This window comes from Streptomyces sp. NPDC055749 (assembly GCF_053617235.1).
Genome location: NZ_JBSHFH010000006.1, coordinates 166,955 through 189,666 on the forward strand (window position 1 = coordinate 166,955; position 22,712 = coordinate 189,666).

The 22,712-nt window shown below is 68.4% G+C and carries 19 protein-coding genes and 4 pseudogenes; 9 read left to right on the forward strand and 14 right to left on the reverse strand.

Annotation, left to right across the window (positions count from 1 at the left end; all coding sequences use genetic code 11):
* The first annotated feature begins 95 nt into the window (after nt 1-95).
* Nucleotides 96-1,304, forward strand: coding sequence for a GNAT family N-acetyltransferase (locus ACWGO0_RS06790; protein WP_453529099.1), 1,209 nt, complete (start codon nt 96-98; stop codon nt 1,302-1,304).
* 298 nt (nt 1,305-1,602) lie between these two features.
* Here ACWGO0_RS06790 and lepB read toward each other — a convergent pair whose 3' ends face one another.
* Nucleotides 1,603-2,298, reverse strand: a complete 696-nt coding sequence (lepB, locus tag ACWGO0_RS06795) for a signal peptidase I (protein ID WP_453529102.1) — start codon at nt 2,296-2,298, stop codon at nt 1,603-1,605.
* Nucleotides 2,299-2,456: 158 nt separating this feature from the next.
* On the opposite strand from lepB, the gene ACWGO0_RS06800 reads away from it, so the two are divergent.
* On the forward strand, nt 2,457-3,077 hold the full coding sequence (locus tag ACWGO0_RS06800; protein WP_453529104.1) for a hypothetical protein: 621 nt from the start codon (nt 2,457-2,459) through the stop codon (nt 3,075-3,077).
* A gap of 84 nt (nt 3,078-3,161) precedes the next feature.
* Here ACWGO0_RS06800 and ACWGO0_RS06805 read toward each other — a convergent pair whose 3' ends face one another.
* The gene (locus ACWGO0_RS06805; RefSeq protein ID WP_453529107.1) at nt 3,162-3,431 is read right to left on the reverse strand and encodes a hypothetical protein; all 270 of its coding nucleotides are present in this window, start codon (nt 3,429-3,431) and stop codon (nt 3,162-3,164) included.
* A 551-nt stretch (nt 3,432-3,982) separates the two neighbouring features.
* Between ACWGO0_RS06805 and ACWGO0_RS06810 the strand changes: the two are divergent.
* Nucleotides 3,983-4,273: pseudogene (locus tag ACWGO0_RS06810) on the forward strand (GmrSD restriction endonuclease domain-containing protein); the annotation flags it as partial.
* Nucleotides 4,274-4,318: 45 nt separating this feature from the next.
* Nucleotides 4,319-4,666, forward strand: coding sequence for a hypothetical protein (locus ACWGO0_RS06815; protein WP_453529110.1), 348 nt, complete (start codon nt 4,319-4,321; stop codon nt 4,664-4,666).
* 75 nt (nt 4,667-4,741) lie between these two features.
* Here the strand turns inward: ACWGO0_RS06815 and ACWGO0_RS06820 are convergent, their stop codons facing one another.
* Genes ACWGO0_RS06820 through ACWGO0_RS06835 form a run of 4 tightly spaced genes read right to left on the reverse strand, consistent with a single transcriptional unit; the run spans nt 4,742 to nt 9,103 of the window.
* Nucleotides 4,742-5,074, reverse strand: coding sequence for a hypothetical protein (locus ACWGO0_RS06820; RefSeq protein ID WP_453529113.1), 333 nt, complete (start codon nt 5,072-5,074; stop codon nt 4,742-4,744).
* Between the two features lie 26 nt (nt 5,075-5,100).
* Nucleotides 5,101-5,949, reverse strand: coding sequence for a glycoside hydrolase family 16 protein (locus ACWGO0_RS06825; protein ID WP_453529116.1), 849 nt, complete (start codon nt 5,947-5,949; stop codon nt 5,101-5,103).
* Complete coding sequence (locus tag ACWGO0_RS06830; protein WP_453529119.1) at nt 5,946-7,772, reverse strand: chondroitinase family polysaccharide lyase; 1,827 nt, start codon at nt 7,770-7,772, stop codon at nt 5,946-5,948. The genes ACWGO0_RS06825 and ACWGO0_RS06830 overlap by 4 nt, the downstream gene beginning before the upstream one ends.
* Nucleotides 7,760-9,103 carry a chondroitinase family protein gene (locus ACWGO0_RS06835; protein WP_453529122.1) on the reverse strand — a complete coding sequence of 448 codons (1,344 nt, stop codon included), beginning with the start codon at nt 9,101-9,103 and terminating at the stop codon, nt 7,760-7,762. Before ACWGO0_RS06835 ends, ACWGO0_RS06830 begins: the two co-directional genes overlap by 13 nt.
* A 166-nt stretch (nt 9,104-9,269) precedes the next feature.
* Here ACWGO0_RS06835 and ACWGO0_RS06840 point away from each other — a divergent pair, with 166 nt between their 5' ends.
* On the forward strand, nt 9,270-10,355 hold the full coding sequence (locus ACWGO0_RS06840) for a GntR family transcriptional regulator (RefSeq protein ID WP_453529125.1): 1,086 nt from the start codon (nt 9,270-9,272) through the stop codon (nt 10,353-10,355).
* A gap of 105 nt (nt 10,356-10,460) precedes the next feature.
* On the opposite strand, the gene ACWGO0_RS06845 is transcribed toward ACWGO0_RS06840, so the two are convergent.
* From ACWGO0_RS06845 to ACWGO0_RS06860, 4 genes are all read right to left on the reverse strand, one after another.
* Entirely contained in the window at nt 10,461-11,432 is a 972-nt protein-coding gene (locus tag ACWGO0_RS06845) for a hydroxyacid dehydrogenase (RefSeq protein WP_453529127.1), read from the reverse strand.
* A gap of 76 nt (nt 11,433-11,508) precedes the next feature.
* Nucleotides 11,509-12,360 (reverse strand): carbohydrate ABC transporter permease, encoded by an 852-nt coding sequence (locus ACWGO0_RS06850; RefSeq protein WP_453529130.1) that lies wholly within the window; start codon nt 12,358-12,360, stop codon nt 11,509-11,511.
* A gap of 12 nt (nt 12,361-12,372) precedes the next feature.
* Nucleotides 12,373-13,335 carry a carbohydrate ABC transporter permease gene (locus tag ACWGO0_RS06855; RefSeq protein ID WP_453529133.1) on the reverse strand — a complete coding sequence of 321 codons (963 nt, stop codon included), beginning with the start codon at nt 13,333-13,335 and terminating at the stop codon, nt 12,373-12,375.
* On the reverse strand, nt 13,335-14,654 hold the full coding sequence (locus ACWGO0_RS06860; protein ID WP_453529136.1) for an ABC transporter substrate-binding protein: 1,320 nt from the start codon (nt 14,652-14,654) through the stop codon (nt 13,335-13,337). Before ACWGO0_RS06860 ends, ACWGO0_RS06855 begins: the two co-directional genes overlap by 1 nt.
* Nucleotides 14,655-15,040: 386 nt before the next feature.
* On the opposite strand from ACWGO0_RS06860, the pseudogene ACWGO0_RS06865 reads away from it, so the two are divergent.
* From ACWGO0_RS06865 to ACWGO0_RS06880, 4 genes and pseudogenes are all read left to right on the forward strand, one after another.
* Nucleotides 15,041-15,237, forward strand: a pseudogene (locus tag ACWGO0_RS06865) (alkaline phosphatase); the annotation flags it as partial.
* A gap of 79 nt (nt 15,238-15,316) precedes the next feature.
* Complete coding sequence (locus ACWGO0_RS06870; RefSeq protein WP_453529139.1) at nt 15,317-15,562, forward strand: hypothetical protein; 246 nt, start codon at nt 15,317-15,319, stop codon at nt 15,560-15,562.
* 854 nt (nt 15,563-16,416) lie between these two features.
* Nucleotides 16,417-16,605, forward strand: a complete 189-nt coding sequence (locus ACWGO0_RS06875; protein ID WP_453529142.1) for a hypothetical protein — start codon at nt 16,417-16,419, stop codon at nt 16,603-16,605.
* Nucleotides 16,606-16,959: 354 nt separating this feature from the next.
* Nucleotides 16,960-17,481, forward strand: coding sequence for an SMI1/KNR4 family protein (locus ACWGO0_RS06880; protein WP_453529145.1), 522 nt, complete (start codon nt 16,960-16,962; stop codon nt 17,479-17,481).
* 26 nt (nt 17,482-17,507) lie between these two features.
* On the opposite strand, the pseudogene ACWGO0_RS06885 reads toward ACWGO0_RS06880, so the two are convergent.
* From ACWGO0_RS06885 to ACWGO0_RS06900, 4 genes and pseudogenes are all read right to left on the reverse strand, one after another.
* Nucleotides 17,508-17,937: pseudogene (locus tag ACWGO0_RS06885) on the reverse strand (transposase); the annotation flags it as partial.
* Nucleotides 17,938-18,306: 369 nt separating this feature from the next.
* Nucleotides 18,307-18,405, reverse strand: a pseudogene (locus ACWGO0_RS06890) (IS5/IS1182 family transposase); the annotation flags it as partial.
* A 117-nt stretch (nt 18,406-18,522) separates the two neighbouring features.
* Nucleotides 18,523-20,667, reverse strand: coding sequence for an alpha-galactosidase (locus tag ACWGO0_RS06895; RefSeq protein ID WP_453529148.1), 2,145 nt, complete (start codon nt 20,665-20,667; stop codon nt 18,523-18,525).
* Nucleotides 20,667-22,712 carry a beta-galactosidase gene (locus tag ACWGO0_RS06900; RefSeq protein ID WP_453529204.1) on the reverse strand — a complete coding sequence of 682 codons (2,046 nt, stop codon included), beginning with the start codon at nt 22,710-22,712 and terminating at the stop codon, nt 20,667-20,669. The genes ACWGO0_RS06895 and ACWGO0_RS06900 overlap by 1 nt, the downstream gene beginning before the upstream one ends.

A 22,712-nucleotide genomic window follows, 5' to 3' on the forward strand; every position in this document is an offset into this window, starting at 1 on the left:
GGCCGACGGGACACGCCGACGGCTCCGGGGGCCGACCGGCCGACGGGCCCGTACGCGACGTCACCGGCCGCCATGGCGCTGATGAGGAGACCACCATGCACACACCGGACGTGGACATCCGGACCGCCGAACGCGACGACCGAAGACCCCCGTCACCTGGCCTGACGCACGAACAGCCCACCCCGGGCGGCGTATCCGCCCTTCCCCCCGCGCTCGGCGTCGTCCGGCGGGCCGCGCACCTTCCCCGCACGTCCTGGGACCGTCTCGCCGGTCCCGACAACGCCTATCTGACGACCCGTTGGCTCGACGTGGTGGAGGACACCTCCGGCGCGGCCATGCGTTATCTCACCCTCACCGACGGCGAGGGCCTGGCCGGTGCACTGGCCACCGCGGTCGCCGACGCGGATGCCCCGTGGCTCGCAGGCCGGCCCGACACCGTACTGCGGCTGTGCGCGGAAGAGGGATGGCAGGGAGCACAGGAACTGGCCGCGGACCTTCCCGGCGACCTCACCGACGCCCTGCTGCCCGGCCTCGTCTGCGGAGGGCGGCACCTCGGCCGCACCACCTTCTTGAGCCGCGACGGCCGCGACGGCCACGACGCTCACGATGCCACCGGCGTACGCCTGCTGGGCGCCGCCGAGCGTATGGCGGACGAGGAGGGACTGCGCAGCGTCGCCTTCCTTCACGTCGACGAACACGACGCCGCGCTGCGGACCCTGCTGACCCGCCGCGGCTACCGCTCCTTCCACTCCGAGGGCTACCACTGGCTGCTGGTGCCGCAGGGCGGCTTCGCGGAGTACCTCGCCGGGTTCTCCGCGCACCGCCGCCGCCGGATCGGCGCCGAACGCCGGGCGGTGCGCGATGCCGGCGTCCAGATCGCCATAGCCCCGCTCGAACCCGCCGACATCCCCCGCTTCGCGGAGCTGGAGGCCACCCTCCTCGGCAAATACGGAATGAGTGCCTGGACCCCCGCACGCTCCACGGCCATCCTGGAGCGCGCGCTCGGCGCCTGCGGACCGGACGCGCTGGCGGCCACTGCCCGCCTCGACGGCGAGATCATCGGCTTCGCGCTGATCGTGGTCCACCAGGACCGCTGGTTCGCGCACCGCGCCGGGTTCGACTATGCCGCCCAGCGCAGGCTGCCGCTCTACTTCGAGCTGCTCTTCTACCACCTGGTCGAGGCCGCAGCCCGGGCCGGCGCCACCGTCATCCACTACGGCACGGGCAGCGGCGCCGCCAAAACCTCACGGGGCTGTCTCGGCTCGGAGCAGTACGCCTACCTCCGTACGGCGGCCTTCGGCTGAGGTGTGGGGCCACATCGCGTGCCCGTATCCCACACCGCGACCACGTCTTCGTCCCGCTCCATGGAAGACGACATCAGCGATCCACGCACCTGACTGCCCGGGCACGGCAAAGGTAAGAACGCACCAGGTAAAGGCCGACCGTGCCGCTGACGCCAAGCAGTCGCCCGCCGCTGTCAATACCTGCGGCGTTGCCGCACGATCGAGGGGCGGTCTCCGAGAGACCGCCCCTCGCACGATCGAAGTCCCCTTACACCCCCGGCACCGAACGTAGGTCAACCAGCGACCTTCTGCTGGACTGCTAAGCCACAGGCCACGTCGGCACCACCACACTCTCCCTTCGAGAGCGCCCCCTGGTCACGTATCCCCCGATGCCCAGGCCGGCCCCGACCACAATCAACAGTGTTCCCAAAGCGCCCAGGGACAACAGCACCAGCGGCGTGGCCTGCTCTTCCTGTACCCGGCCGCGCACCCCGGAGGCCGCGACGCTGCCCGACTGTTCGTCGAGGAAGTAGCGCGAATCATTCGAGTTGGGCCGGTTGTCGCCGAGGAGGAACAGCCGCCCGTCCGGCACAGTCACGTCATAGGGCGTGCGCGTGCCCATCACACCAAACTCGTCCCGCTTCACGTACGGCTCGTCGAGCCGCTTGCCGTTCACCATGACCCGCGCACCCTCGCGGGACTCCACATGGTCACCGCCCAGGCCGATCACCCGCTGCAGGACCGGTGCGCCCCCGTACCTGCCTGGCACATGGACGAGGACGACATCGCCCCGACGTATCTCGCCCTCATCGATCCGCCCAATGGTGAGCTGGTCGCCCGGACCGTATGTGGGCCGCATGGCGTCGTTCGTGACGGTGATCCGTTCGCGGTCCAGGCCACCACCGGTGCGCCCGATCCCTCCGATGGCGCCCAGAAACAACATCAACCCCAGCGGGACCAGCACCCAGGCCGTGACAACCAGCCCGTGGCCCTCACTTCGCTGCTGCACCAACACCCTCCCCTTGTCCACCTCTTGAATCACCCGTGGGTGGGCACGAACCCGCCCGGGCGCCAAACTACTGCCGTCGACCTAGGGCATGTCGTTTGGATCTTGCCGGACCTGCGGTAGAAAACGGAAGGCCTCCTCGTCTGAGGTCGTGGCAGAGTTTTCCCATGTCGAACGGCGTTGCTTACCCCGTCTTCCGGACACCCGACCTTGATCTGGCCCTGCGTGTGGCTCGCCAGATGGTGGCCTTCGGTGCCCAGCCTTACTCCGAGGTGTCGGTGGAGGCCGAGGTGCCTACCGTGGCGGAGGTGAGGCGGCTGCGTGACGCTCTGCCGGACTCGTGGTTCACGTGCTGGAACATGGACGCGCCTGTCGTTCCGCCGCCCGGCATCCCGGACCTGACCTGCTCGGCTCCCGCCCGTGAGCTTCCCGACAACCTGGCTGACACACAGGCGTATCTTCCCTTGACCGTCTCGATGCTTGACCAGACCCTAGGGAGCATCGAGGATCATTTCGCCGCGGTGATAGGCCCCCACCCGGCTGCGATCCACTGGTCCTCACTGTCGTGGCCCGAGGCACCCGAGCGTGACTTGTACGGCGAGAACAAGCACGCCGAGGTCACGCTCCTACTGAACTGTGACTCTCGTGAACTCGACGCCCGCGCCGACACGCACCTGGTGCTCGTCCACGTTCGGCGCCACAGCGGCGATGGCTACGAGGGCCGCTTCGCGGAATGGCTTGCCGAACAGATCGGACAGAAGGTCATCGGAGCCCTGCAGCACTCATGAGGCCAGCGAGTCTCCTTCTCGCCATCTGTTCGTTGCTCTGTACATGTCGCTGACTGCTGCCCAGTGGGCTCGAGCAGCATGGTGCTAGCGCAGGACTGGGCAGTTGGCAGCCTCATACTCGTCCGCGATAGTGAGGACGCTGGCACACCTCGGACACTCGGCCTTTCCGAAGAGATGCGCGATTCCTTTAGCGAGTGCGACTTCCCCATCGCGGACAGCAATCTCGTACATCCACCGGCCGACGCCCGTGAACTCCTCGCCGGGCCTCGGCCGCAGATCACGCCGGTCCGCATCGCCCAGGCTCCAGTCCCGGATCGCCGAGCAGCGCCCGTAGTCGCCGATGGCAACGGTCACCTCACCGCAGTGAGGGCACTGCAAGTCGTAGAAGTCGTCCGCGAAGTCCCCCAGGACGTTCGCCCAGTAGTACTGCTCCTCGACCGCGAGCAGTGCGCGGAAGGTAACCAGGTAGTCGGATGGCCGCGACTGCAGGTGCCGGTCCAGGCGCGCCGAACTTGGCGATCACGCCGGCGCTCTCAACCAGCAGTTCGTCGCAGCCATGGTGGCTCGCCGCACGCTCCATGATCTCTCCGGCCAGGTGGCGTGCCTCCCTGCTCCCCGATGCGAGGCGCACCGGCCGGGGCAGGGCAGCGATGCTGGCGGGCGACACCAGGTCATGCTCAAGGATCAGCCGGTATCCCAGCTCCGTCCACGCGCCCAGGCATTGAACCGTCCCGCGAGCTTCGAGTCGACTTCGGACCCCAACGCCTTCCCGAGAGACATTGATAACCCGATGCCTGGCTTCGTGGCGTGTGCGCTCCCGGCCCTCCCAGGCACCGAGATCGCAGCCCAGGGGGGCGTACCGCCATCAGGGGAATACCGCACGCTTCGAATGACGCTCCCCGCCGGCTGGGGCCTCGAACTGGAATGCAAAGCGCCGTGAGGCATACGCGAACGACCAGGATGCGGCGACCTCACTGGTAGCCGTGACCGCACGTACGAACCGTCAGAAATCCGATCAGGACCCCTCGACCTGGATGCCACCGCGCACCGAGGCGCACTGCCTCTACCTCGCCGAGTGGACCGCCACCAAGCTCCGCTGGGAGCTGGCCATCGACCAGACCGAGGCCGACGCACTCGCGGTGTACGCCGACGGCCCCTGCGAAACCACCGTCGTCCACTACACGCCCGCACCGTAACCACCCCTGTGACCCCACGCCGAGAGGCGTGAAGGAGACATGAGCATGCCCCGCTTCACGAAGATCCTCGCCACCACGGCAATGAGCGGCGTCCTCGCTCCTGGCCTCATCGCCGCCGCTACGCCGGCGAGCGCCGCGACCTGTCCCACGACCCGGTCCCCCCGAATCGACGGGGCAAGCGCCCAATGGACATTGAGATGCACCAATGGTGAGCTGAAGGTCTACGACTGGGTCGACGACACCCGCGCCGACACCAAATGCGCCGTCGTCCGCATCGACCCCTGGGTCGACTCCATCCGCGAGTTCAAAACCTGCGGCTCCGGCACCAGGAAAACCTTCGACGAAAGCTTCTACAGCACCGACAGTGCGGACATCACGTTGTTCCTGCGCTGACACACCACCCGGTCCCCGGTCGCCGCTCCGCGCACACGCAGAAGCGGCCGGAATCCCGGTCCTGCCCTTTGACAATCAACGTGGCGGAGTTACGTGGTGAACGAGAGCCCGAGGCGCCCGGCCCACGATGGTGGCGCTGATCCGGCGGCCCGTCGTGCCGAACAGTCCCGGCTCGTCGTCGACGGTCGGCGCGATCGTGGCACTGCTTTCCCCGGAGGCGTGTGCGCTGGTCACCGTCACGCGGGACCGGTTGCCGTGGCCGGCGATGTTCAACGCCTGGCCGATCTGCTCGGGGGCAGGCAGGTTGCTGTCGTCGGGGGCCATCGTGTCGCGCAGCTCACCCATGAGGTCGGCCAGCGCCGTCTCGTCTCCGACGCCCACGCCGAGTGGGGCGCACGGCAGAGACATCCTGCTCGCACCCGGCCGCCCGATGTTCACTGCCAGACGCGGATCCAGTCAACGTACATCGTCGATCGGTAGTCAAGTGGCGCCGCGGTGACGTCACCCTCGGCCCAGTCCAGAACCTCGTGGGAGAGGATCGGATACTCCTTGACCTGACTGATCAGTTTGGGGTCGGTGACGGTACGCACGACCGTGCCGTCGTACGTGAACTCCATGCGTGACGGGGACCAGTTGAGGCCGATGGTGTGGTAGTGCGTGCTGTGCAGGGCAGACGCCGGGACGACCAGGGCGGACTGCTGGTGGTCGGCGCCATAGCCGTCGTAGTGGATGGTCGCGGCGTACTTGTCAGCCTTGTACGCGCTCTCGATCAAGTCGATCTCCGCGCCGTCCTCGGCGCTGCCCTTGATGGTGCCCCAGCTGTGGGTCTGGAGCCAGACGGCACCCAAGTGCCCCTCTGTGGGCGGGACATGGACCCGCGCTTCGAGTGTGCCGTGGGTGTAGTCGAAGATGCCGTCGGTGTCGACGCGCCCTCCTGCGTACTGGTTCGCGGCAAGGTTGCGCAGGTCGATGGCGAGGTTGCCGCCGTTCTCGGGGATCACCCGGACGTTGGCGGGCTTGTACCACCAGCGGATGCCGTCGGTTCGGCCGGTCTCCGTGCGTTCCTGGTCGCGCACCTTCCACTTCGCGGTGTCGAGTGCCGAGCCGGTGAACTCGTCGCTGAACACAAGTGTTCCAGTGGGCCCGGCGGCGGGCTGGGCCGACGGCGGGGTCGCGGTGTCCACCTGCGCGGGTGCGGTGGACGGGCCCGCTTGTGCGGTCCCGCCGAGCAGGCCCATGGTCAGCACGGCAGCCGCCAGCGAGCGGAGGGTTCCGATCATCATGACTCCCTTGTCAGACGACATTGGACGGGGCGGCCGTCGACGGTACGGAAGGAAACGACGGTGCGGCCGTCCTCGATGGACGTGGTGCAGGGCTGGTCCGCAGCCGGGTGCCAGCGGCCGTCGAGCGTGACGCGCAGCGTGTGCGGGGTGCTCGGACTGATCAGCCAGGGGCGGGAGAACGGGGTGAAGCGGCCGGTGTATTGGCCGTTTTCGTACTGGGCCTGGTCGCGGCCCTCGTAGAGGCGCAGGTCCGGGTCGCACACCGACAGGATGAGCGACGCGTCGTCGGGGTCGGTGCGGGTGAGCAGCATGGCGGGGGTGTCGACGCCCCGGACCGGCCCCTCGGCGTCGAGTTTGTGGGCCGTGTCGAAGACGGCGTACCCGGTGATGCCGGTGGCCCGGTCGGTGACGATGTGCGCGGTGTCGTCGGCTCGCAGGACCGTGTACGGCGCGTGCGCCTCGTCGGCCATCGCCTCGGTGAAGTCTGCCATCGACTCGGCGCTCGCGCCGACGAGCATGGCGTAGGCATACGACGCACCGCGTGGCGCGGTCCCGTGGCGTAGCCAGGCGGTGGCGAAGTCGCCGCGCGTCTCGGCGTCCGTGCCGTGGTGGCGCGAGCGCTGGCCGGCGCGGGTGAGCGCGAGGTGCTGGCCGGGCGGGAGGTAATAGCCCAGGCCCTTGTCGTCGAGCAGCCACTGGGCGGAGGTGAGTTCGCGGTGGTGCTCGTAGGGGAACGCGGTGACCGGCTCCGCGCCCACGTGGGTGGGTGCGGTGGTGGTGGCGAGGCGGGTCTGGAAGAGGGTGGTTTCCGTCTCGTGGACCTCGTCGTCGTTCTCGATGCCGGTGCCCAGGGCGACGACGCGGTTGTCGAAGAGGAAGACGGACGTACGGGCGCGATGGCTGCCGTCGTACTTGGGGTGCTCGCGCAGCCGCATCGCGAACATGCCGTTGTGGCCGTCGATGGTGTGGGCACCCGCGAACCGCTCCTCTGTGAGCAGGACTTCCTCGATGGTGCCGGTGAGGTCGCCCTTCAGCTGCGCCCACGGCTTGTGCAGGGTGGTCGTGCCGGGGCGGCGGTTCCAGTCGTATCCGTCGTGGCTGTAGCCGCTGTCCAGGTTGGTGACGGGGCTGCCGCGGTGCAGGACCTGGATCTGGCCGTAGGTGTTGTAGCGGCCGTACCAGTTGGATCCTTCGTAGATCTCGGTGGACCACAGGTAGCGGTTGTGTCCGCGTACGGTCACCTGCCAGGTGTCGCGGCGCTGCACGGCGAGTGCGGCGTAGTTGTAGGCCCAGGCGCCGGTGGGTGCGCTCTCCGCGGTGACATCGGCGGCGGCGAGCCTGGTCGCGATCTTCTTCTGAGCGGTGGTGGGGGCGGCGGGCAGCAGGCGCAGGAAGGCGGCACCGAGCTCCGGGTCGAGGTCCTTGGAGCCGTCGGGGGCGCCGGCGATGGTGAGCCATTGGAAGGGTGAGACGACGAGGCCGGTGGTGCCGATGGGGTTTCGGCCGCTGAGCGAGATGGGCCAGTGGTTGGTGTTGGCGACGATGCGCATGGTGAGGACGGCCTGCTTGAGGAAGTCGTGGGCCTCGGTCGAGATCCGGAAGAGGCCGCCGCTCATCACGTACACGATCGGTGCGAGGCCGACGAATCCGTCGCGCGCGTAGTCGGGGAAGAACCCGACGTGGTGGAAGGTGGTGCCGTCGGTCTTGAGGCCGTCCTGGATGCCGTCGGTGGGCAGCAGATAGGCGCTGAGCCAGTCGCGCAGCGCCTTCAGATACGCGACCTGGCGGGGCTCGTCGTCCTGGAGGAGGGCTACGGCGAGCATGCCTCGTACGGTGGTGTTGATGATGTCCGATGTGGAGCCGTGGGCGTTGCGGTGTTCGAGGCCGCGGAGCCGGTGAGCCAGGTCAGGTCGGTGCGCACGGCTTCGAACAGGCCCGCCTCGCGCAGCACTTCGCGCATCAGGTACACGGAGTCGTAGTAGCCGCGGATGTCGTAGCCGAGGTGGTGGATCGTGCCGAGACAGCTCCCGTACGTCCAGCCCTGTTCGCGTAGCCGCTCCACGAGCCGGACGTAGAGCGTGCCGAGGGCCGGCCTGTGGGCGGCGCCCGCCGCGTCGTGCGCCTGCGCGGTCTTGTGCATGAGGTCGGTGACGCTGCGAAGGGTGACGGCGCCGACGAAGGTCTTGAGTTCGGCGCTGATCTGGGGCGGGTAGATCTGCGACTGGTACGAGAACACGGGGCGGCCGGTGAGGAGTGCGTTCGCCTGGCCGGTGAGGGTGGCGACGTACGCGTCGTCGACCTTGGGTGCGGCGGCGAGGTAGTCGGCGTGGTACCGGGTCCTCAGGGCGTGCAGCGCGTCACTTTCGGCCCCGGACGGGTTGGGGGTGGGGATCGTGGTGCGGGTGAGGATGCTGTCGAAGAGCTGGAGCGCCTGCCAGTGCTGTTGGTCCCAGTCGTCTCCCTCGATGCAGATCTCGGGGACCTGTGTGTCGCGGGTCGGGGCGTCGGGCCGGAGCGCCACGTTAAGCAGCAACTGGTCGATCCAGAGCGTGCCGGGCCTGCGGGGCGCGATGATGCGGACGGTGTCCATGGCAGGGTGCGGGCGGCCGTGCATGTCGTACGCGTAGCGCACCCACGCTGTGCGCCAGCCGGTGAAGTCCAGCCGGAACTCGAACCAGCAGTCGGTGCGGCTCCCCCGCCCGAACTCGAAGCGCACGGCGTCCTTGGTGGGCTTCTCGTTGTGGATCCACACCGAGAAGGTGTCGACGGTGCCCTGCCACGCCTGGTCGGCGAGCGGCTTCGGGTCGTACGGGTCGGCGGCCCAGGCGAGCTCGGCGTCGACGGTGATCACGGAGCGCGGACCGTGGTCCCAGCGCATGGAGTGCGTGCCGCAGACAGAGCGCACGTCGCTGATGCGAAGCCCGGCATCCGGGCTCGCGGTGATCTGATGCGGTACGGCGGATTCAAGGAGGAATGCGGGTGGCCGCAAGGCCAGGGCCCGCTCCTCCAGTTCGGTGAATACGGGTGACTCTGTGGCGACCGCGGCGCCGGCGGCCGGGGCCGTGACAAAGGGCAGAGCCACTGCGCCGGTGGCAGCCGCACCGTAGGCCAGCAGTCTGCGGCGGGAGACGGGCGAAGCGGGGAGTGCGTTCATGAGCATCCTTCGGGGAGCTGAACTGGGCCCTCGACCGAGACGTGAGCCGGCGCTGAACCTGATGCTGAATTGCTTGCGGACATTAGAGAGGTCCGGGGATAGGATTCAAGGAGCATTCCGCCGTCGCTAGGGAATTGCTCGTTCATTTGGATGTCCAGGGGGGACCGTGTCGGCCCGAGAGCTCAAATTTCGCAAACTCACCGCCGATCTGCGGCGCGGCATCAATGACGGCACCTGGCCGCCGGGCAGCAAGCTGCCCACCGAGCGGGCGCTCGCCACCGAGACCGGTCTGTCCCTCACCACGGTCCGCAGGGCGTACGAGGACCTGGTCGTCCAGGGTCTGGTGGAGAGACGGCAGGGCTCGGGCACCTTCGCGCGCGGGCTCCCGCCGCGCGTACCCGGCCGGCGCAGGGTCGTCGGCGTGCTCGTGCCGGACACCGCGCTCTACTACCCGCGCGTCATCCAAGGCATCCAGGAGGTGCTGGCCGAGGCAGGTGCCCAGTTCGTGCTGGCCTGCTCGCACTACGACCCGAAGGCGGAGGACGCGGCGATCGCCGAGCTGCTCGCGGCGGGTGTGCACGGGCTGCTGCTGGTGCCCGGGCTGCATGCCTCCGACGACCCGGCGCGGCGCACGGACGAGCTGCTCCATCTGCCCGTCCCCGCGGTGCTGGTGGAGCGGCGGCTGACGGCGGCGGGCCCCGGGGACTCCACGGAGCATGTCTGCACGGACCACGAGGGCGGCGCGTACGACGCTGTGCGGCATCTGCGCGGCCTCGGTCATGATCGTCTCGCGCTGGTCGTCCGGGTCGACGCGCCGACCGCCGCGCCCATCCGGGCCGGATTCGCCCGCGCCGTCGCCGACTTCGCGCTGCCCGATGCGGTGTACGACAGTGCGGTGATGGATGCCTGGAGTCCGGACCGCGCCGACGCCACCGTGGCGAAGTTCGTGGCGGCGGGGGTCACGGGCGCCTTGTGTTTCGGCGATCGCGAGGCCGCTCTGGTGCAGTCGGCGGCCCGGCGGGCGGGGCTGCGCGTCCCCCAGGACCTTGCCATGGTCAGTTACGACAACGAGTTCGCGGACGTGGCCGAGATTCCGCTGACCGCCGTCTCGCCGCCAAAGTTCCAGGTGGGCCGACTGGCCGCGCAAATTCTCCTGCGCCGTCTCGCCGACGGCGACGCGTCGCCGCTGCACCAAGTGCACTTGCGTCCGAACCTGGTGGTCCGCGCGTCCTGCGGCGGGCGCACCGGCTGATCGGCCGATCGGCGGGGCGCAGCCCCGGACCCCGCTTCTCAATCGCCGGACGGTTTGAATGTCCCGTCCGGCGATTGAGGTCACGCCCGGAGGGCGCTTGGGCCGTCAGGCGATGCGGGACAGGTCCGCGGCCCGTACCTCTCCCAGCAGCCGATCGCCCGCCGCGAATCGCTCCGTCTCGGCGACCGCGAACGCGCCGAGCAGGCGTACCTCCGTGCCCATGGCTCCCGCGATGTGCGGGGTGACCAGCACATGGGGCAGGGTGAGCAGCAGATGTCCCGGCGGGAGCGGTTCCGGTTCGGTCACGTCGAGGACCGCTTCGATGCGGCCCGCCGCGCAGTGCGCTGTCAGTGCCTCGGTGTCGACGAGTCCGCCGCGTGCGGTGTTGATGAGCACCGCACCGTCCCGTAGCAGGCTGAGTGCTCGCGCGTCGATCAGATGCCTCGTCTCGGGCAGCAGCGGGGCGTGCAGCGAGACGATGTCCGAGCCTGCTAGCAGCTCGTCCAGGCTCACGAGTCGGGCCCCGAGTGCGTCGGCATCCGCGGCCCCCAGATATGGGTCGTGCACCAGCAGCGCCACGCCCGTGCCGGCGAGCCGTTCCATGACGAGCCGCCCGATCTTCGAGGCGCCGACGATGCCGACCGTGCGGTCGAGCAGGCCGGTGGCCGGGGAGACCGTCAGGTCCTGGGGCCGGCCCGCCCGGTACTCCCCCGCCGTTCGGAACGCCCGCTTGGCCGACAGGTGGATGGCGGCGAGTGTGTAGTCGGCGACCGGCGCCGCGTTGGCGGGCGCGGCCGACGAGACGGTGATCCCCCGCTCCCAGACCGCCGGCGTGAGCACTTGCTTGACGGAGCCGGCCGCGTGCATGACGGCCCGCAGCCGCGGCGCGTCCGCGAGGACACTCGCGTCGACCGCCGGGCAGCCCCACCCTGAGATCAGCACATCGGTGCGGGACAGCGCCTGGCGCGCCTCGGGCCGCCCGAAGTCGTCGACCACTAGGTCCGGTACGTCGCAGACAGCGCTCAGTCGCGCCCGTACGTCGTCGGGGAGTGCCAGGGCTGCCACATCCTGCCGCATGGCGATGAGAGCTGTAAGTCGGGGTGACACAGTGCGTTTTGCCTTTCCATGACCGGCAACCAGATGCTTGTACGTGCTACTTGCCGGAGCCGAGGGTCATACCCTCGATGATGCGGCGGCCGAGCCAGATGTAGAGCCCGACCAGTGGCAGGACAACCACCGCGATGCCCGCGAACAGCCCGCCCCAGTCCGCGCCGTTGAACTGCATCTGCTGCATGAAGCCGAGCAGCGCCAAAGGCAGTGTCTGGAGTTGCTGATCCTGGATGAAGACCAGTGCGAAGAAGGTCTCCCCCCAGTGATTGATGACATTGAGCAGCAGCAGGGTGACCAGCCCGGAGCGCGCCAGGGGCAGCATGATGCGCCAGAAGGTGTACGACGGAGACGCGCCGTCCAGGGCCGCCGCCTCCTCCAGTTCGGCGGGCAGCGACCGGAAGAACCCCGTCAGGAAGAAGACCGCGAACGGCATCGAGGTCGCGGTGTAGAGCAGCCACAGCCCCCAGAGATTGTTGACGAGCCCCAGCGGCGCCATCACCTGATACAGCGGCAGGAACACGGCGTGCGCCGGGATACCGAGTCCGATGGCGAACAACGAGGTGGTCGCGCCCGCGCTCCGCGCCCCCAGCCTGCTGAGCGCGTACGAGGCGGGGGCGGCGAGGAGCACCGTTGCAAGTGCTGTGCCTCCCACCAGAACAAGGGAGTTGAGGGCCGCCGGGCCGAAGTTCCCCGCGTTCCAAGCCCGTTCGAAGTTGTCCCACTGCAAGGCGTCTGGCACCGCCCAGGGAGAGGCAATGATGTCCCTGGTCGCCTTCATCGAGGAGGCCAGGATCCACACCAGCACAAGAAGATTGAAGGCGACGAACGCCCAGACCAGCGGCGCGCCGAGCAGGCGCTGCGCCCGGCCGGCACGCAGAGTCGATGCAGTGCTCACAGTGTTCCCCGTTCAGAATTCGAGCGCTTCGCGCCGCATCAGCTGTCGGATCAGCACCACCAGGACGCCGACGAGCGCGAGCGTGACGATGGCGGAGGCCGCGGCGATGCCGTACTGCGGAACACCCGTCGGTGCGAAGACGGAGGTGTACGCGTACAGCGATGCGGTCCAGGTGGACGTGGAGGGCATCGAGCTGGCCGAGCCGGCCATGGCCAGGATGAACTCGAAGGCCTTCATCGCATTGATGGTCCACAGCACCGCGCAGATCCCGATGACGTCCCAGGACAGCGGCAGAGTGACGTGGCGGAAGCGCTGCCAGGCGTTGGCCCCGGCCAAGGCGCAGTCCTCGTAGAGATAGGGCGGAATGCGGTCCACCGCGGCCATGATGATCGTGGTGTAGTAGCCGGTGCTCATCCAGATGATGCCCAGCATGATGATCTTGAACTGGTTCTCTTCGGCGAGCCATGCGGGCGGATGCGCGATGCCGATGGAGCGCAGCGCTGTGTTGAGCAGCCCGTCGGCCTGGAAGAGAAATCCCCAGAGGATCGAGATCACCAGCGCGGGCACAATGTTGGGGAAGAAGATCACCGAGCGGGCGGTGGACCGTCCGGCAAGGTCGCGCAGCAGCATCGTCAGGACGAAGCTGAGCAGGAAGGTGACGGCGCCGCCGCCGAAGAGCAGCAGCAGCGTGTTGCCGAAGGACGTCTGGAAGGCGGGGTCCTGGAACATCCGGGTGTAGTTGTCCGCGCCCACCCATTCCATGGGTCCGGCGCCCGCCCATGTGTGCAGGCTGATCCAGCCGGTGGCGACGACGGGTGCCAGCAGGAACGCGGCGTACAGCAGGAAGGCGGGCAGTACGAAGGGCAGGTACAGGCGCTTGCGATGGGCGGCGAACGGGCCCACGGCGCCCCGACCCGCCACCGTGCGGCGGGCCGGGGTGGTGGAACGCGCGCCGTCGGCGACGGCAGTGGTCATCAGCCTGCCCGCTTCCAGAAGTCGGCGCTCTGCGCGGCGAGCTTGTCGCTGAAGTCCTCCGCGGAGATCTTGCCGGTCACCAGCTTGGTGTTCAGCGGGTGGAAGGTCTTCGTCCACCATTCGGCGAAGTCCATGTCTACGCCGTCAAAGGTGCTGTACGGGGTGCCCTCCTTCAGAGCCGCGGCGGCGTCGGCCATGGCCGGGGCGACCTTGATGTCCTCACGTGCGACGATGCCTTGAGCGTCGTCGGCGTACGCCTGCATCTGCTTCTTGCTGTAGAGGAAGGCGACGAACTTGCGGGCCGCTTCGCTTTGCCTGGCCTTGCTCGGGACGACCCAGCCGAAGGTGGTCGCCTCTATGGGTGCGTCGGAGCCCGGTGCACCGTCGTTGGGGAACGGGAGCATCTTGAAGTCGAAGCCGGACGTGGCGTACGGCTTGGTCTCGCCCGCGATCCATGAGCCCATCAGCAGAAAACCGGCTTTGCCCGTGGCCCATTTCTGCTGGATCGCTGGGAACTTGCTGGCGGCGTAGCCGTCGGCGAAGTACCCGCCCTTGGCGAGGGTGGACACGCGCTGGGCCGCCTTGACGTATCCGGGCTCCTTCCACAGCTTCCCGCTCTTGTCGGCCGCCGCTTCGTGGAAGGAGCCGGGGCCCATCGCGCCGACCACGAAGTTGCTGTACCAGTAGGCGCCGTAGTCGGGGATGTCCGCGTCGAGGGCGAGCGGGGCGCGTCCCGCCTTCTTCTCGGCGGCGAGTGTCGCCTGGAAGGCGTCCCAGTCCTTGAGGGGCTTCTGACCGAGGCCGGGGAAAGAGTTCCCGTCGTACCAGAGGCCGTTGGCGACGATCGCGTAGGGCAGGACGACCTGCTTGCCATCGGCCTTGCCCAGCTCGAGATACTTCGCCGGCACCACGTCGCCGACAGTCTTTCCGGGCTCGCCGGGGATCGGTTCCTTCAGTACGCCGGCCAGGTCGGCGGCCGTGTTGGTGGACACCATCATCGACTTGACCTGGGGAAGGTTGCGGTCGATGAGGTCGGCAGCCGGCACGCCGTGGAGAGTCGGCTGCAGCTTCTTCAGTACGTCGCGGCCCTGCCACTGCACCTTGACCTTGATGCCGGTCTCGGCGGTGAAGTCGTCGATAGCGGCGGACAGCGCCTTCTGCTGCGGCTCGCCATCCTTCCACATCGACCAGTACGTAAGCTCCTTGCCGCTGCCCGCGGAGGCACCACCCGTCGAGCCGCCGCCGCATGCGGTCAGCCCGAAGGCGAGCGCGCCGGCCACACTCATGGCCGCGGTCCGTCGGATCAATCCTCTGTTCATCGCCCTGCTCCTCAACACGTGTCGGCCTGTTGAGAGGCAGGTCTACTCACCCTTCATGTACGCAATCAATAAGCAATCGCCCAAGCGATGCCCAACCGTGACGGTGATTGCTCGCCTATTGCTCACTGCAATGGTGTGCGGACGGGGCTAAACCTGACTCGCAGACGACCCGGCAGAGCAAGCAGAGAGGCCCCATGAGCGCCGCCGCACATGTCACCGCGGAGATCGCAAGCCAGCCGGAGCAATGGACGAGGGCGGCGGAACTGGCCGTCTCCGTCACCGACCGGCTGCCACATCCGGGCGAGCGGTCGTCGGGTGCGGTACGTCGTAATCCACGGCCCGCGCCCGTGCCGCGCTGCGGGAGTCGACGGGCCTCGGCGACCGTGACCAACGAGCGGGACCTCGACGAGCTCACGGAACAACAAGTGCTCGTCGGGACGCGCGGGGAGCCATCGCGCACGGCGTCTCGTTCGAACTGCCCCTGCGGTAGAAGTCCTCCCGGCATGCCTCCAAGAAGCAGCGGCTCGCTGCAGCGGTCGCCGAACTGATCGGCAAGGGGGACGGCGTTGAGCTCAACGGGGGGTGCCCCAATGTGTTCGGTCAAGGGGCGACGGCCAGTAGGTTCGTGTGGTCGAAGGTGAGTGCCAAGGGGTTGGGGGCGCATGAGCGAGAGCCAGATTACGATCAAGCTCACGAGCGATCAGGCATTGGTGTTGTCGGACTGGCTGGAGAAGCTCCAGATGACGGACCTCAGTCGCGTCATCGACGATCCGGCCGTGTGGTCACCGATCCATCGAATCGCCGGGACGTTGGACAAGACACTTCCTGAGTTGTTCGCGGCGGACTATGCCCAGCGGCTTGAGGCTGCTCGTCAGCGGCTTCGGGCGGAGAACGACTGGGCGATTTGAACTCCTCAGCTGATCACGGAGTCCCTACGACTTTGGTCAAGAGGTTGGGGTGGGTTGAGGTTCGTAGAAGGTGCCGTCGCGGAGCATTGCGAACAGGACGTCGGGCCGTCGGCGGGCGAGGCAGAGCAGAGCCTGAGTGAGGGCTGCTGGTGCACCGGCTCGCCGAGCTCAGAGATGCCCTCCACCACTTCGGCCCCGGGCTCCTCTTGCAAGCACCGCGAACGCTATTTCAGCGGCCCGGGAGCGCGGCGGCTGACAGGTTGCGGGCTCCTCGGAAGCGTGTGGACCGCGACCGCCGCGCAATCACGGTCCGGGCCAAGGGGAGCGTTGGGCGAGGATCGTCCACTGCTCATCCGCGCAGCCTGACACCAGGCGGCCGTCGCTTGCCCATTGGAGGGCTAGAGTGGCGAAGATCGGCTCCGTCTCGGCGTGCGAAGCAGTTTCGCTGCTGGCGCGTTAGCCGCCGCGGACGGGGACGATCCGCAACTTCGTGGTCACGACCTCTCAACTGCGCCGGGGGTGTCAGGGTTACCCACACACCAGCCCGGAGACCCGAATGGCGGCGCGAGCCGGTCGGCATCGATTAGGAGGCCGAACTCGCGCCGGTGGTGCGACCCCGCAGTGGCGTTCGGCCCCAATGCTCCCCAACACCCGAGGCTCAAAGCCAAGGGCCACAGACTTCGACGTCTTCGCTCTCGGGACCCCAGTAGCGGAGGCCACCGGACTAGGCACTGTCCGGCGGATCACAGGAGAAGCCACTTTCGTTAGCTGACCGCGACGGCGCCAAGCGTCTGCTGGAGATGAGGCCCGCCTGAGAGGATGGCGCGAACCATCCTGCGAATTAGGGGTAAAGCATGCTCGTGCTCATATTGTCGGTCGTCGTTCTGTTCGCAGTTGGCGGTTGCGCCTGCGTCTTCTGGGCGGCCCGGGGCGACGCCCCTCGCTGGGCACGTGGTCTGGCCAAGGCGACGCTGCTCGGCAGCGATCTGGCCCGCAGCGCGAGCCGGAATTCCCGCTCACAGCGGAGCGGCGGGGACGAGTAGTCAGTGTTCGGCGCATCGCGGCCGAAGCCATAACCGTGAAGGCGGTCCGCGGCCAGGCCACCGCCCGGAACGCCGCACGAAACACACCCGACAACGCCCTGCCCGTCTCACCTAACGACCTCGTGCATGGTTAGCGTGACCGTGGTCGAAAGGGCCTGTCTCCTTGAACGGTCAGTGATTCGTCGTGCGGGCTGGTTAGGTCGTGCTCGTGTACGGCGACCCTCACTCGGCCCTTCCTGCCACCGTTCAGGTGGGGTGACCATGTGCGGACCCCAGGGGGCCGAGGAGACTTTCTCCTGTACTACGGTCAGCTCCAATACAGGCATCGGCTCGACGTCCTAGAAGGACCTAGTGGTGGCAACGCTTCCAGAGATCACAGCCCTGTTGGGCGAACCCCGGTTCAACTGGTCGGATCCGGCGCCATGGATCGAACTGGAGCAGGAACTCGGCATCGATTTTCCTGCGGACTTCCGTGAGATCGTGAACGCCTATGGTTCGGTCGTGATCAACGGGCAGTTGTATCTGGAGCATCCCGCCGGTCATCTTCTGCATAGTCTGGGAGGAACCATCAGGGAGGATCTTGAGTTCTGGCGCGCCGGGGACATGGCAGGGTTCCTGCCCGCTCCGGTAGGGGCGAGTCCCGGTGAGTTGATGCCGGTGGCGTCGGCCATGACGGGGGAATGGGTATTCCTTCGCGTTCCCGATGCCCCCTCATCGCCCTGGCGCGTCGTGGTTCAGGAGCTCGACAGTCCGGCCAACACTCTCTATGAGATGACGTTCGGCGAGTGGTTGCTGGCTTATCTCAAGGGTAGGGACGTGACGGTGTGTTCTCGCAACTTCGCGCCTGACCGCCCGTTCTTCGAATTCCTGCCCTGAAAATGACCCCCCTTCGAACGCCATGCTCAGCGCCGAGTCCAGATGAGGATGGCGGCAGGTGGAGGGCGGCCTGGTAAGTGATGGTGAGTTTGTCTGTCCGCATTGCGAGGCCGCGCCACTCCTTGAGTCGGGCGATGCACCGCTCGGCGGCATTGCGCTCCTTGTCTCAGCGGCGAAGCCGGGCGGGCGGCCTCGCCGCAGACGGTGGCTGATCTGGTCGGCGGACTGCTGGATGACGGCACGGATGCCGCGTCGCCGGAGGTGGCCACGGATCGCGCGGGAAGAGTAGGCGCGATCCGCAAGGACGACCGCAGGGCGGGTTCTTGGCCTGCCGAGTCCGCTTCGCAGGATCCGGATTCCGGCCATGACCGCCTCGAAGCCTGGCGCGTCACCGGCCTGGCCCGCGGTGACGTGGGTGGACAGAGGCCGCGCCCGGCTGTCACTGGCCAGGTGGACCAAGGCTGCCTGGATGAGCCGGTCGGACCCGACGTGCCCTACCGAATGCCCGCTCGCGATGTGACTGTGTTGCTTGAGCGCGTCATCGCGAGTCATCAGAGTCTCGGTCGGCGTCTGAGACCGGAAGGCTCGCACATCCGCCGACGTCGCGGCATCGTGTTTCTCTTCAACCCAACCGTGCTGGCGGATGATCTTCTCCGTAGACGACCCCCGCCCACGGCCAGCACGAATACCCCGAGGACCGATCGAACCAGCCTTTTAACCTGGGACTTCAAGTTGGCAGCAAACTCATCGAAGTGGCTGTTCAGCGGCCTGTCCCGGCAGGGCTTTTACGGAGTCCGCAACCCGGGTCGCGGTTCGGGTCCTGCGGCCTCCACCCTGCGGCCGCACCTTCGACGGGGGGATCAGCTGCTCCGCAATTTCCCACAGTCCGTCCGGAACCGTCCAACTCCACGTACCCCGCCCAATGCACAGACCCGGCAAAGGTGTCACCGCACCGTAGGTCGGCCAGGGCGAGCAGATCCTGTCGCGAGGCGGGAAGGCGTCGCCCCGGTCCCGATCTCCTGCCGCCTGGCCGGCTCGCTGTCACCCCATCCGGCGCAGCGTCAGCATCCGGCTTGCGTAGCCTCCGGGTGGCAGCTCGGCAGGTATCCCGTGCGCGGCCAGTACGGCGCCTGAGCGTTCTGTTCCCGTCGGCAGCTCCGCGCTGTCGTCGTCGACGCGGTACTGGGCCTCCGGGTCGAGGCCGCGCAGTCGCAGCCGTGGTAGGGCCGTGCGTTCCGCGGGCCCGGCCCGCCACTGGAGGACCACGCATTCGCAGCCGTCGCGTGCCACGTACTGCAGGGCATGCGAACCGTTTTCCGGGGTGCCCAGGCGGTACAGGTCGCCGGTCTGGATGGTGGATCGCACCTCTTTGTAGCGGGCGACGTACACGGCTGTCTCGTTCAGTTCTGCCTCCGTCCAACGTGTCAGGTCGCCGCCGATGCCAAGTGCCCCGGCCATCGCGCAGTGCAGGCGGAACCGCAGGGGAACGGCTCGCTGCGTGAACGGGTTGGGGCTGTCCGTCACCCAGGCGCCCATCACCTGGGCGGGGTAGAGCTGCGAGAATCCGTACTGGATGCTCAGCCGGTCGACCGCGTCCGTGTTGTCCGAGGCCCACGCCTGGTCGGTACGGGCCAGGCTTGCCAGGTCGACGCGTCCGCCTCCGCCCGAGCAGGTTTCGATCCGCAGGGCGGGCCGGGCGGCGCGCAGCCGGTCCAGGACGCGGTGGGCGCCGAGGGCGTGCTCGACGAAGACCCTGCGCCCGTCGGGGCGGCCGCCGGTGGAACCTGCCTCCGTGAAGGACCGGTTGAAGTCCCACTTGAGGAAGTCCACGCCGAAGGTGTCGACCGTGCGGAGCAGCCAGCCGAGGGCCCAGTCGGTGACTTCGGGCCGCGAGAAGTCGAGGACCAGTTGGTTGCGCAGGGGGTGGGCCGTGCGGTCGGGGAGGTGAAGCACCCAGTGCGGCCGTTCGCGGAAGAGATCGCTGTCCGGGTTGACCATCTCCGGTTCCACCCACAGGCCGAACTGCATGCCGAGTCCGTGGACGTGGTCCGACAGGGGGCGGAGGCCCTCGGGGAAGGCGGACGATCGAGGGGTCCAGTCGCCGAGTCCCGCGCGGTCGCTGTCGCGGGCTCCGAACCAGCCGTCGTCGACGACGAAGAGTTCGGCGCCGGCGCGCGCGGCCAGCTCGGCAAGTTCTCGTTGTCCGTCGAAGCTGACGTCGAAGGCCGTCGCCTCCCAGGAGTTGTAGAGAACCGGCCGCAGTTCCCCGGGCGTGGGCAGGACATGCTCGCGAATGTAGGAGTGGGATGCCCGGGATGCCTCGCCGAATCCGCCGGGTGTGTACTGTCCCGTGCTGACGGGGGTGGTCCAGGTCTCGCCCGGTGCGAGGGTGATCTCCACACCTTCGTGGCCGCTGCCGCCCATCACGCTGCACCTGCCCTCGGCGGAGCGTACGGCCGTCATGCGCCAGCTTCCCGCGGTGGCGAGGGCGAGGGTCCAGACCTCGCCGCTCTCCTCGGTCGCGTCGCCTGCGTCGAGGGCGAGCCAGGGGTTGCTCTGGTGGCCGGTGTGGCCGCGCCTGCTGGTGAGGGTGGTCTCACCGATGGCGAGCGGGGTCCGGCGCAGCTGGAACTCGCCCGCCCACTGCCCGTGGACGGAGCTCAGCCGGTAGGCCGGGAGGACGGGCAGATTCCACTGTGCGGCCGAGTGCCGTAGCAGTGAGAGTGGTGGCTCCCGGTGTGTCCCGGTGTGGCGCAGCACGGTCCAGCGTTCGATCACGGGGCTGTCCCGGCGGACCTTGTAGTGCAGGTGCCAACCGAGTGGGCGGTCGGTGTCGCTGAGGCTCACCGAGAGCTCCCCTGCGGCAGCGTCCTCCCGGATGTCGTAACCGTTCACAACGGGCTCGGTCGCGCTGGTGCCGTCCGCGTACCGTACGTCCAGTGCGGGTGGGGCGAAGCGGACCTGACCGTCGACGGACAGCTCTTCCGTACCGTCGAGCGGGCTGTGGAAGCTGCTCCCCTCCGAATCCGGTTCCCGCAGCGCGAGGGCGTCCTCCAAGGTGAGGGGCGCTCCCCAGTGCAGCAGGCGTACGGTCCCGGCGGCAGCGGCGATGCGAAGCACGTAGCCGGTGCCGGCGGCGCGCAGGAGCACGGTTCCCGAGGGACGGTCGATCTCGATGAGGGGCATCAGCGGTTCTCTTCCCGGTGTCGTAGGCCCGGTTGTGGCACCGCCTGCTCCCGAAGGACCATGACATCCCCCGCCGGGAGGCTCACGTATCCCTGCAGCGCCGATCCGTCGAGCTGGGTGTGGCCGTCGACGGGGACGCTCACCTCGCTGTCCGTGTGGTTGACGAGGAAGAGGTAGGAGCGGTCGCCCGCGCTGCGGCGTACGGCCTCGACGCCGGGAGGGACGATCGCCGCCGGGGCGGCTCCGGCCTCCCGGCACACAGCGTCGAGGAGGTCGTGCAGAGACTGGGCGGGCAGAGCCGCCGCGGCGTACCAGCCGGCGCCGTCGCCGTAGGAGTGCCGGGTCACGGCGGGGCCGCCGCGGGCGGGTCCTCCGTCGGGGCCGTCGGCGAACCGCAGCCTTGCGGTGCAGCCGCGGGACTCGACCCGCTCGGTCCACAGCCGCGCGTGGGAGCCGTCGGACAGGAGCGCCGATTCTCCCTCTCGCAGGGGAAGGTACTCGTCGACGACCAGGCCCAGGAGGTCGCGGAACGCGCCGGGGTACCCGCCGGTGCGCACCCGGTCGTGGGTGTCGACGGTCCCGCTGAACGGGCCGAGGACGGCGTGACCGCCGCTGCGCACATAGGAGTGCAGGGCATCCGCGTCCGCGTCGGTCACCAGGTAGAGGCTGGGTGCGAGGACGGCCCGGTAGGGGGTCAGGTCGGTGTCGGGAGCGACCAGGTCGCAGGTGACGCCGAGATCCCACAGGGCCCCGTACCAGTCCCTGATCGTGTCCAGGTAGCGCAGGTGCTCCGATGGGCGGGCCTCCAGTTCCAGTGCCCACCAGGCGTTCCAGTCGAACAGCAGCGCCACGTCCGCCCGGACTCGGGTGCCGAGCACTTCGGACAGGGTGGCGAGTTCGGCGCCGAGGGCGGTGACCTCGGCCCAGGTGCGGGTATCGGTGCCACCGTGCGGCAGCATCGCGGAGTGCCACTTCTCGGCGCCCGATCGGGACTGCCGCCACTGGAAGAAGAGGATGCCGTCGGAGCCTCGGGCCAGGTGGGTGAGGCTGTTGCGGCGCATCTCCCCAGGCGCCTTGGGCACGTTGACGGGCTGCCAGTTGACCGCGGACGTGGAGTGCTCCATGAGGAGCCAGGGGCGGCCGCCGGCCATGCCGCGGGCGAGATCGGCGTTGAGGGCGAGGTCGATGTGGTTTCCGGGGTCGGCCGCGACGAGGTAGTGGTCCACGGAGACGATGTCGGAGTGCCGGGCGAAGGCGTGCCCGTCGACTTTCTTCTCCAGGGTGCCGAGCAGGTTGGTCGTGATCGGGATACCGGGCGCACCCTCACGCAGCAGTTCACTCTCGGCGCGGTGCCGGGCGAGCAGTGCGTCGGAGGAGAAGCGGCGGTAGTCGAGGTCCTGACCTGGGTTGCGGAAGGCGGTGGTGTCGCGCGGCGGGTCGATCTCCGCCCAGGTGCCATAGCGCTGTCCCCAGAAGTCGGTGCCCCACACGTCGTTGAGCTGTTCGAGGGTCCGATACCGTTCGCGCAGCCAGACGCGGAAGGCCGCGGCGCTGGTGTCGCAGTAGCAGAGGGCGTTGTGGTTGCCCCATTCGTTGTGCACGTGCCACATGGCGACCGCCGGGTGGTTGCCATACCGTCTGGCCAGTTCCCCCACGAGGGCGTCTGCGGCCCGGGCGTAGTCCGGACTGCTGGGGCAGAAAGCCTGCCTGCTGCCGTGGGTGAGCCTGGTGCCCGAGGCGGTCAGCGGGAGCGAGTCCGGGTGAGCCTTGCTGAACCAGGGTGGTGGGGCGGCGGTGGGGGTGGCGAGGTCGACGGCGATGCCTGCGCTGTGCAGCAAGTCGAGGACGGTGTCGAGCAGCGACCAGTCGTAGACGCCGGGGCGGGGTTGGAGTCGGGACCAGGAGAAAACCCCGACAGTGACGAAGTTGACTCCCGCCTCGCGCATGAGACGTACGTCCTTTGGCCAGACGTCCTTGGGCCACTGCTCCGGGTTGTAGTCGCCCCCGTAGGCAATCCCGCCGAGCCGATCGGTGAGGGCGAGCAT

Coding starts and splice junctions, on each gene's coding strand:
- ACWGO0_RS06815 (WP_453529110.1), top strand. CDS start 4,319: ATGCCCCGCTTCACGAAGATCCTCGCCACCACGGCAATGAGCGGCGTC.
- ACWGO0_RS06875 (WP_453529142.1), top strand. CDS start 16,417: ATGCTCGTGCTCATATTGTCGGTCGTCGTTCTGTTCGCAGTTGGCGGT.
- ACWGO0_RS06835 (WP_453529122.1), bottom strand. CDS start 9,103: ATGAACGCACTCCCCGCTTCGCCCGTCTCCCGCCGCAGACTGCTGGCC.
- ACWGO0_RS06790 (WP_453529099.1), top strand. CDS start 96: ATGCACACACCGGACGTGGACATCCGGACCGCCGAACGCGACGACCGA.
- ACWGO0_RS06845 (WP_453529127.1), bottom strand. CDS start 11,432: ATGCGGCAGGATGTGGCAGCCCTGGCACTCCCCGACGACGTACGGGCG.
- ACWGO0_RS06855 (WP_453529133.1), bottom strand. CDS start 13,335: ATGACCACTGCCGTCGCCGACGGCGCGCGTTCCACCACCCCGGCCCGC.
- ACWGO0_RS06900 (WP_453529204.1), bottom strand. CDS start 22,712: ATGCTCGCCCTCACCGATCGGCTCGGCGGGATTGCCTACGGGGGCGAC.
- ACWGO0_RS06800 (WP_453529104.1), top strand. CDS start 2,457: ATGTCGAACGGCGTTGCTTACCCCGTCTTCCGGACACCCGACCTTGAT.
- ACWGO0_RS06825 (WP_453529116.1), bottom strand. CDS start 5,949: ATGATGATCGGAACCCTCCGCTCGCTGGCGGCTGCCGTGCTGACCATG.
- ACWGO0_RS06870 (WP_453529139.1), top strand. CDS start 15,317: ATGAGCGAGAGCCAGATTACGATCAAGCTCACGAGCGATCAGGCATTG.
- ACWGO0_RS06820 (WP_453529113.1), bottom strand. CDS start 5,074: ATGTCTCTGCCGTGCGCCCCACTCGGCGTGGGCGTCGGAGACGAGACG.
- ACWGO0_RS06830 (WP_453529119.1), bottom strand. CDS start 7,772: ATGCTCGCCGTAGCCCTCCTCCAGGACGACGAGCCCCGCCAGGTCGCG.
- ACWGO0_RS06860 (WP_453529136.1), bottom strand. CDS start 14,654: ATGAACAGAGGATTGATCCGACGGACCGCGGCCATGAGTGTGGCCGGC.
- ACWGO0_RS06895 (WP_453529148.1), bottom strand. CDS start 20,667: ATGCCCCTCATCGAGATCGACCGTCCCTCGGGAACCGTGCTCCTGCGC.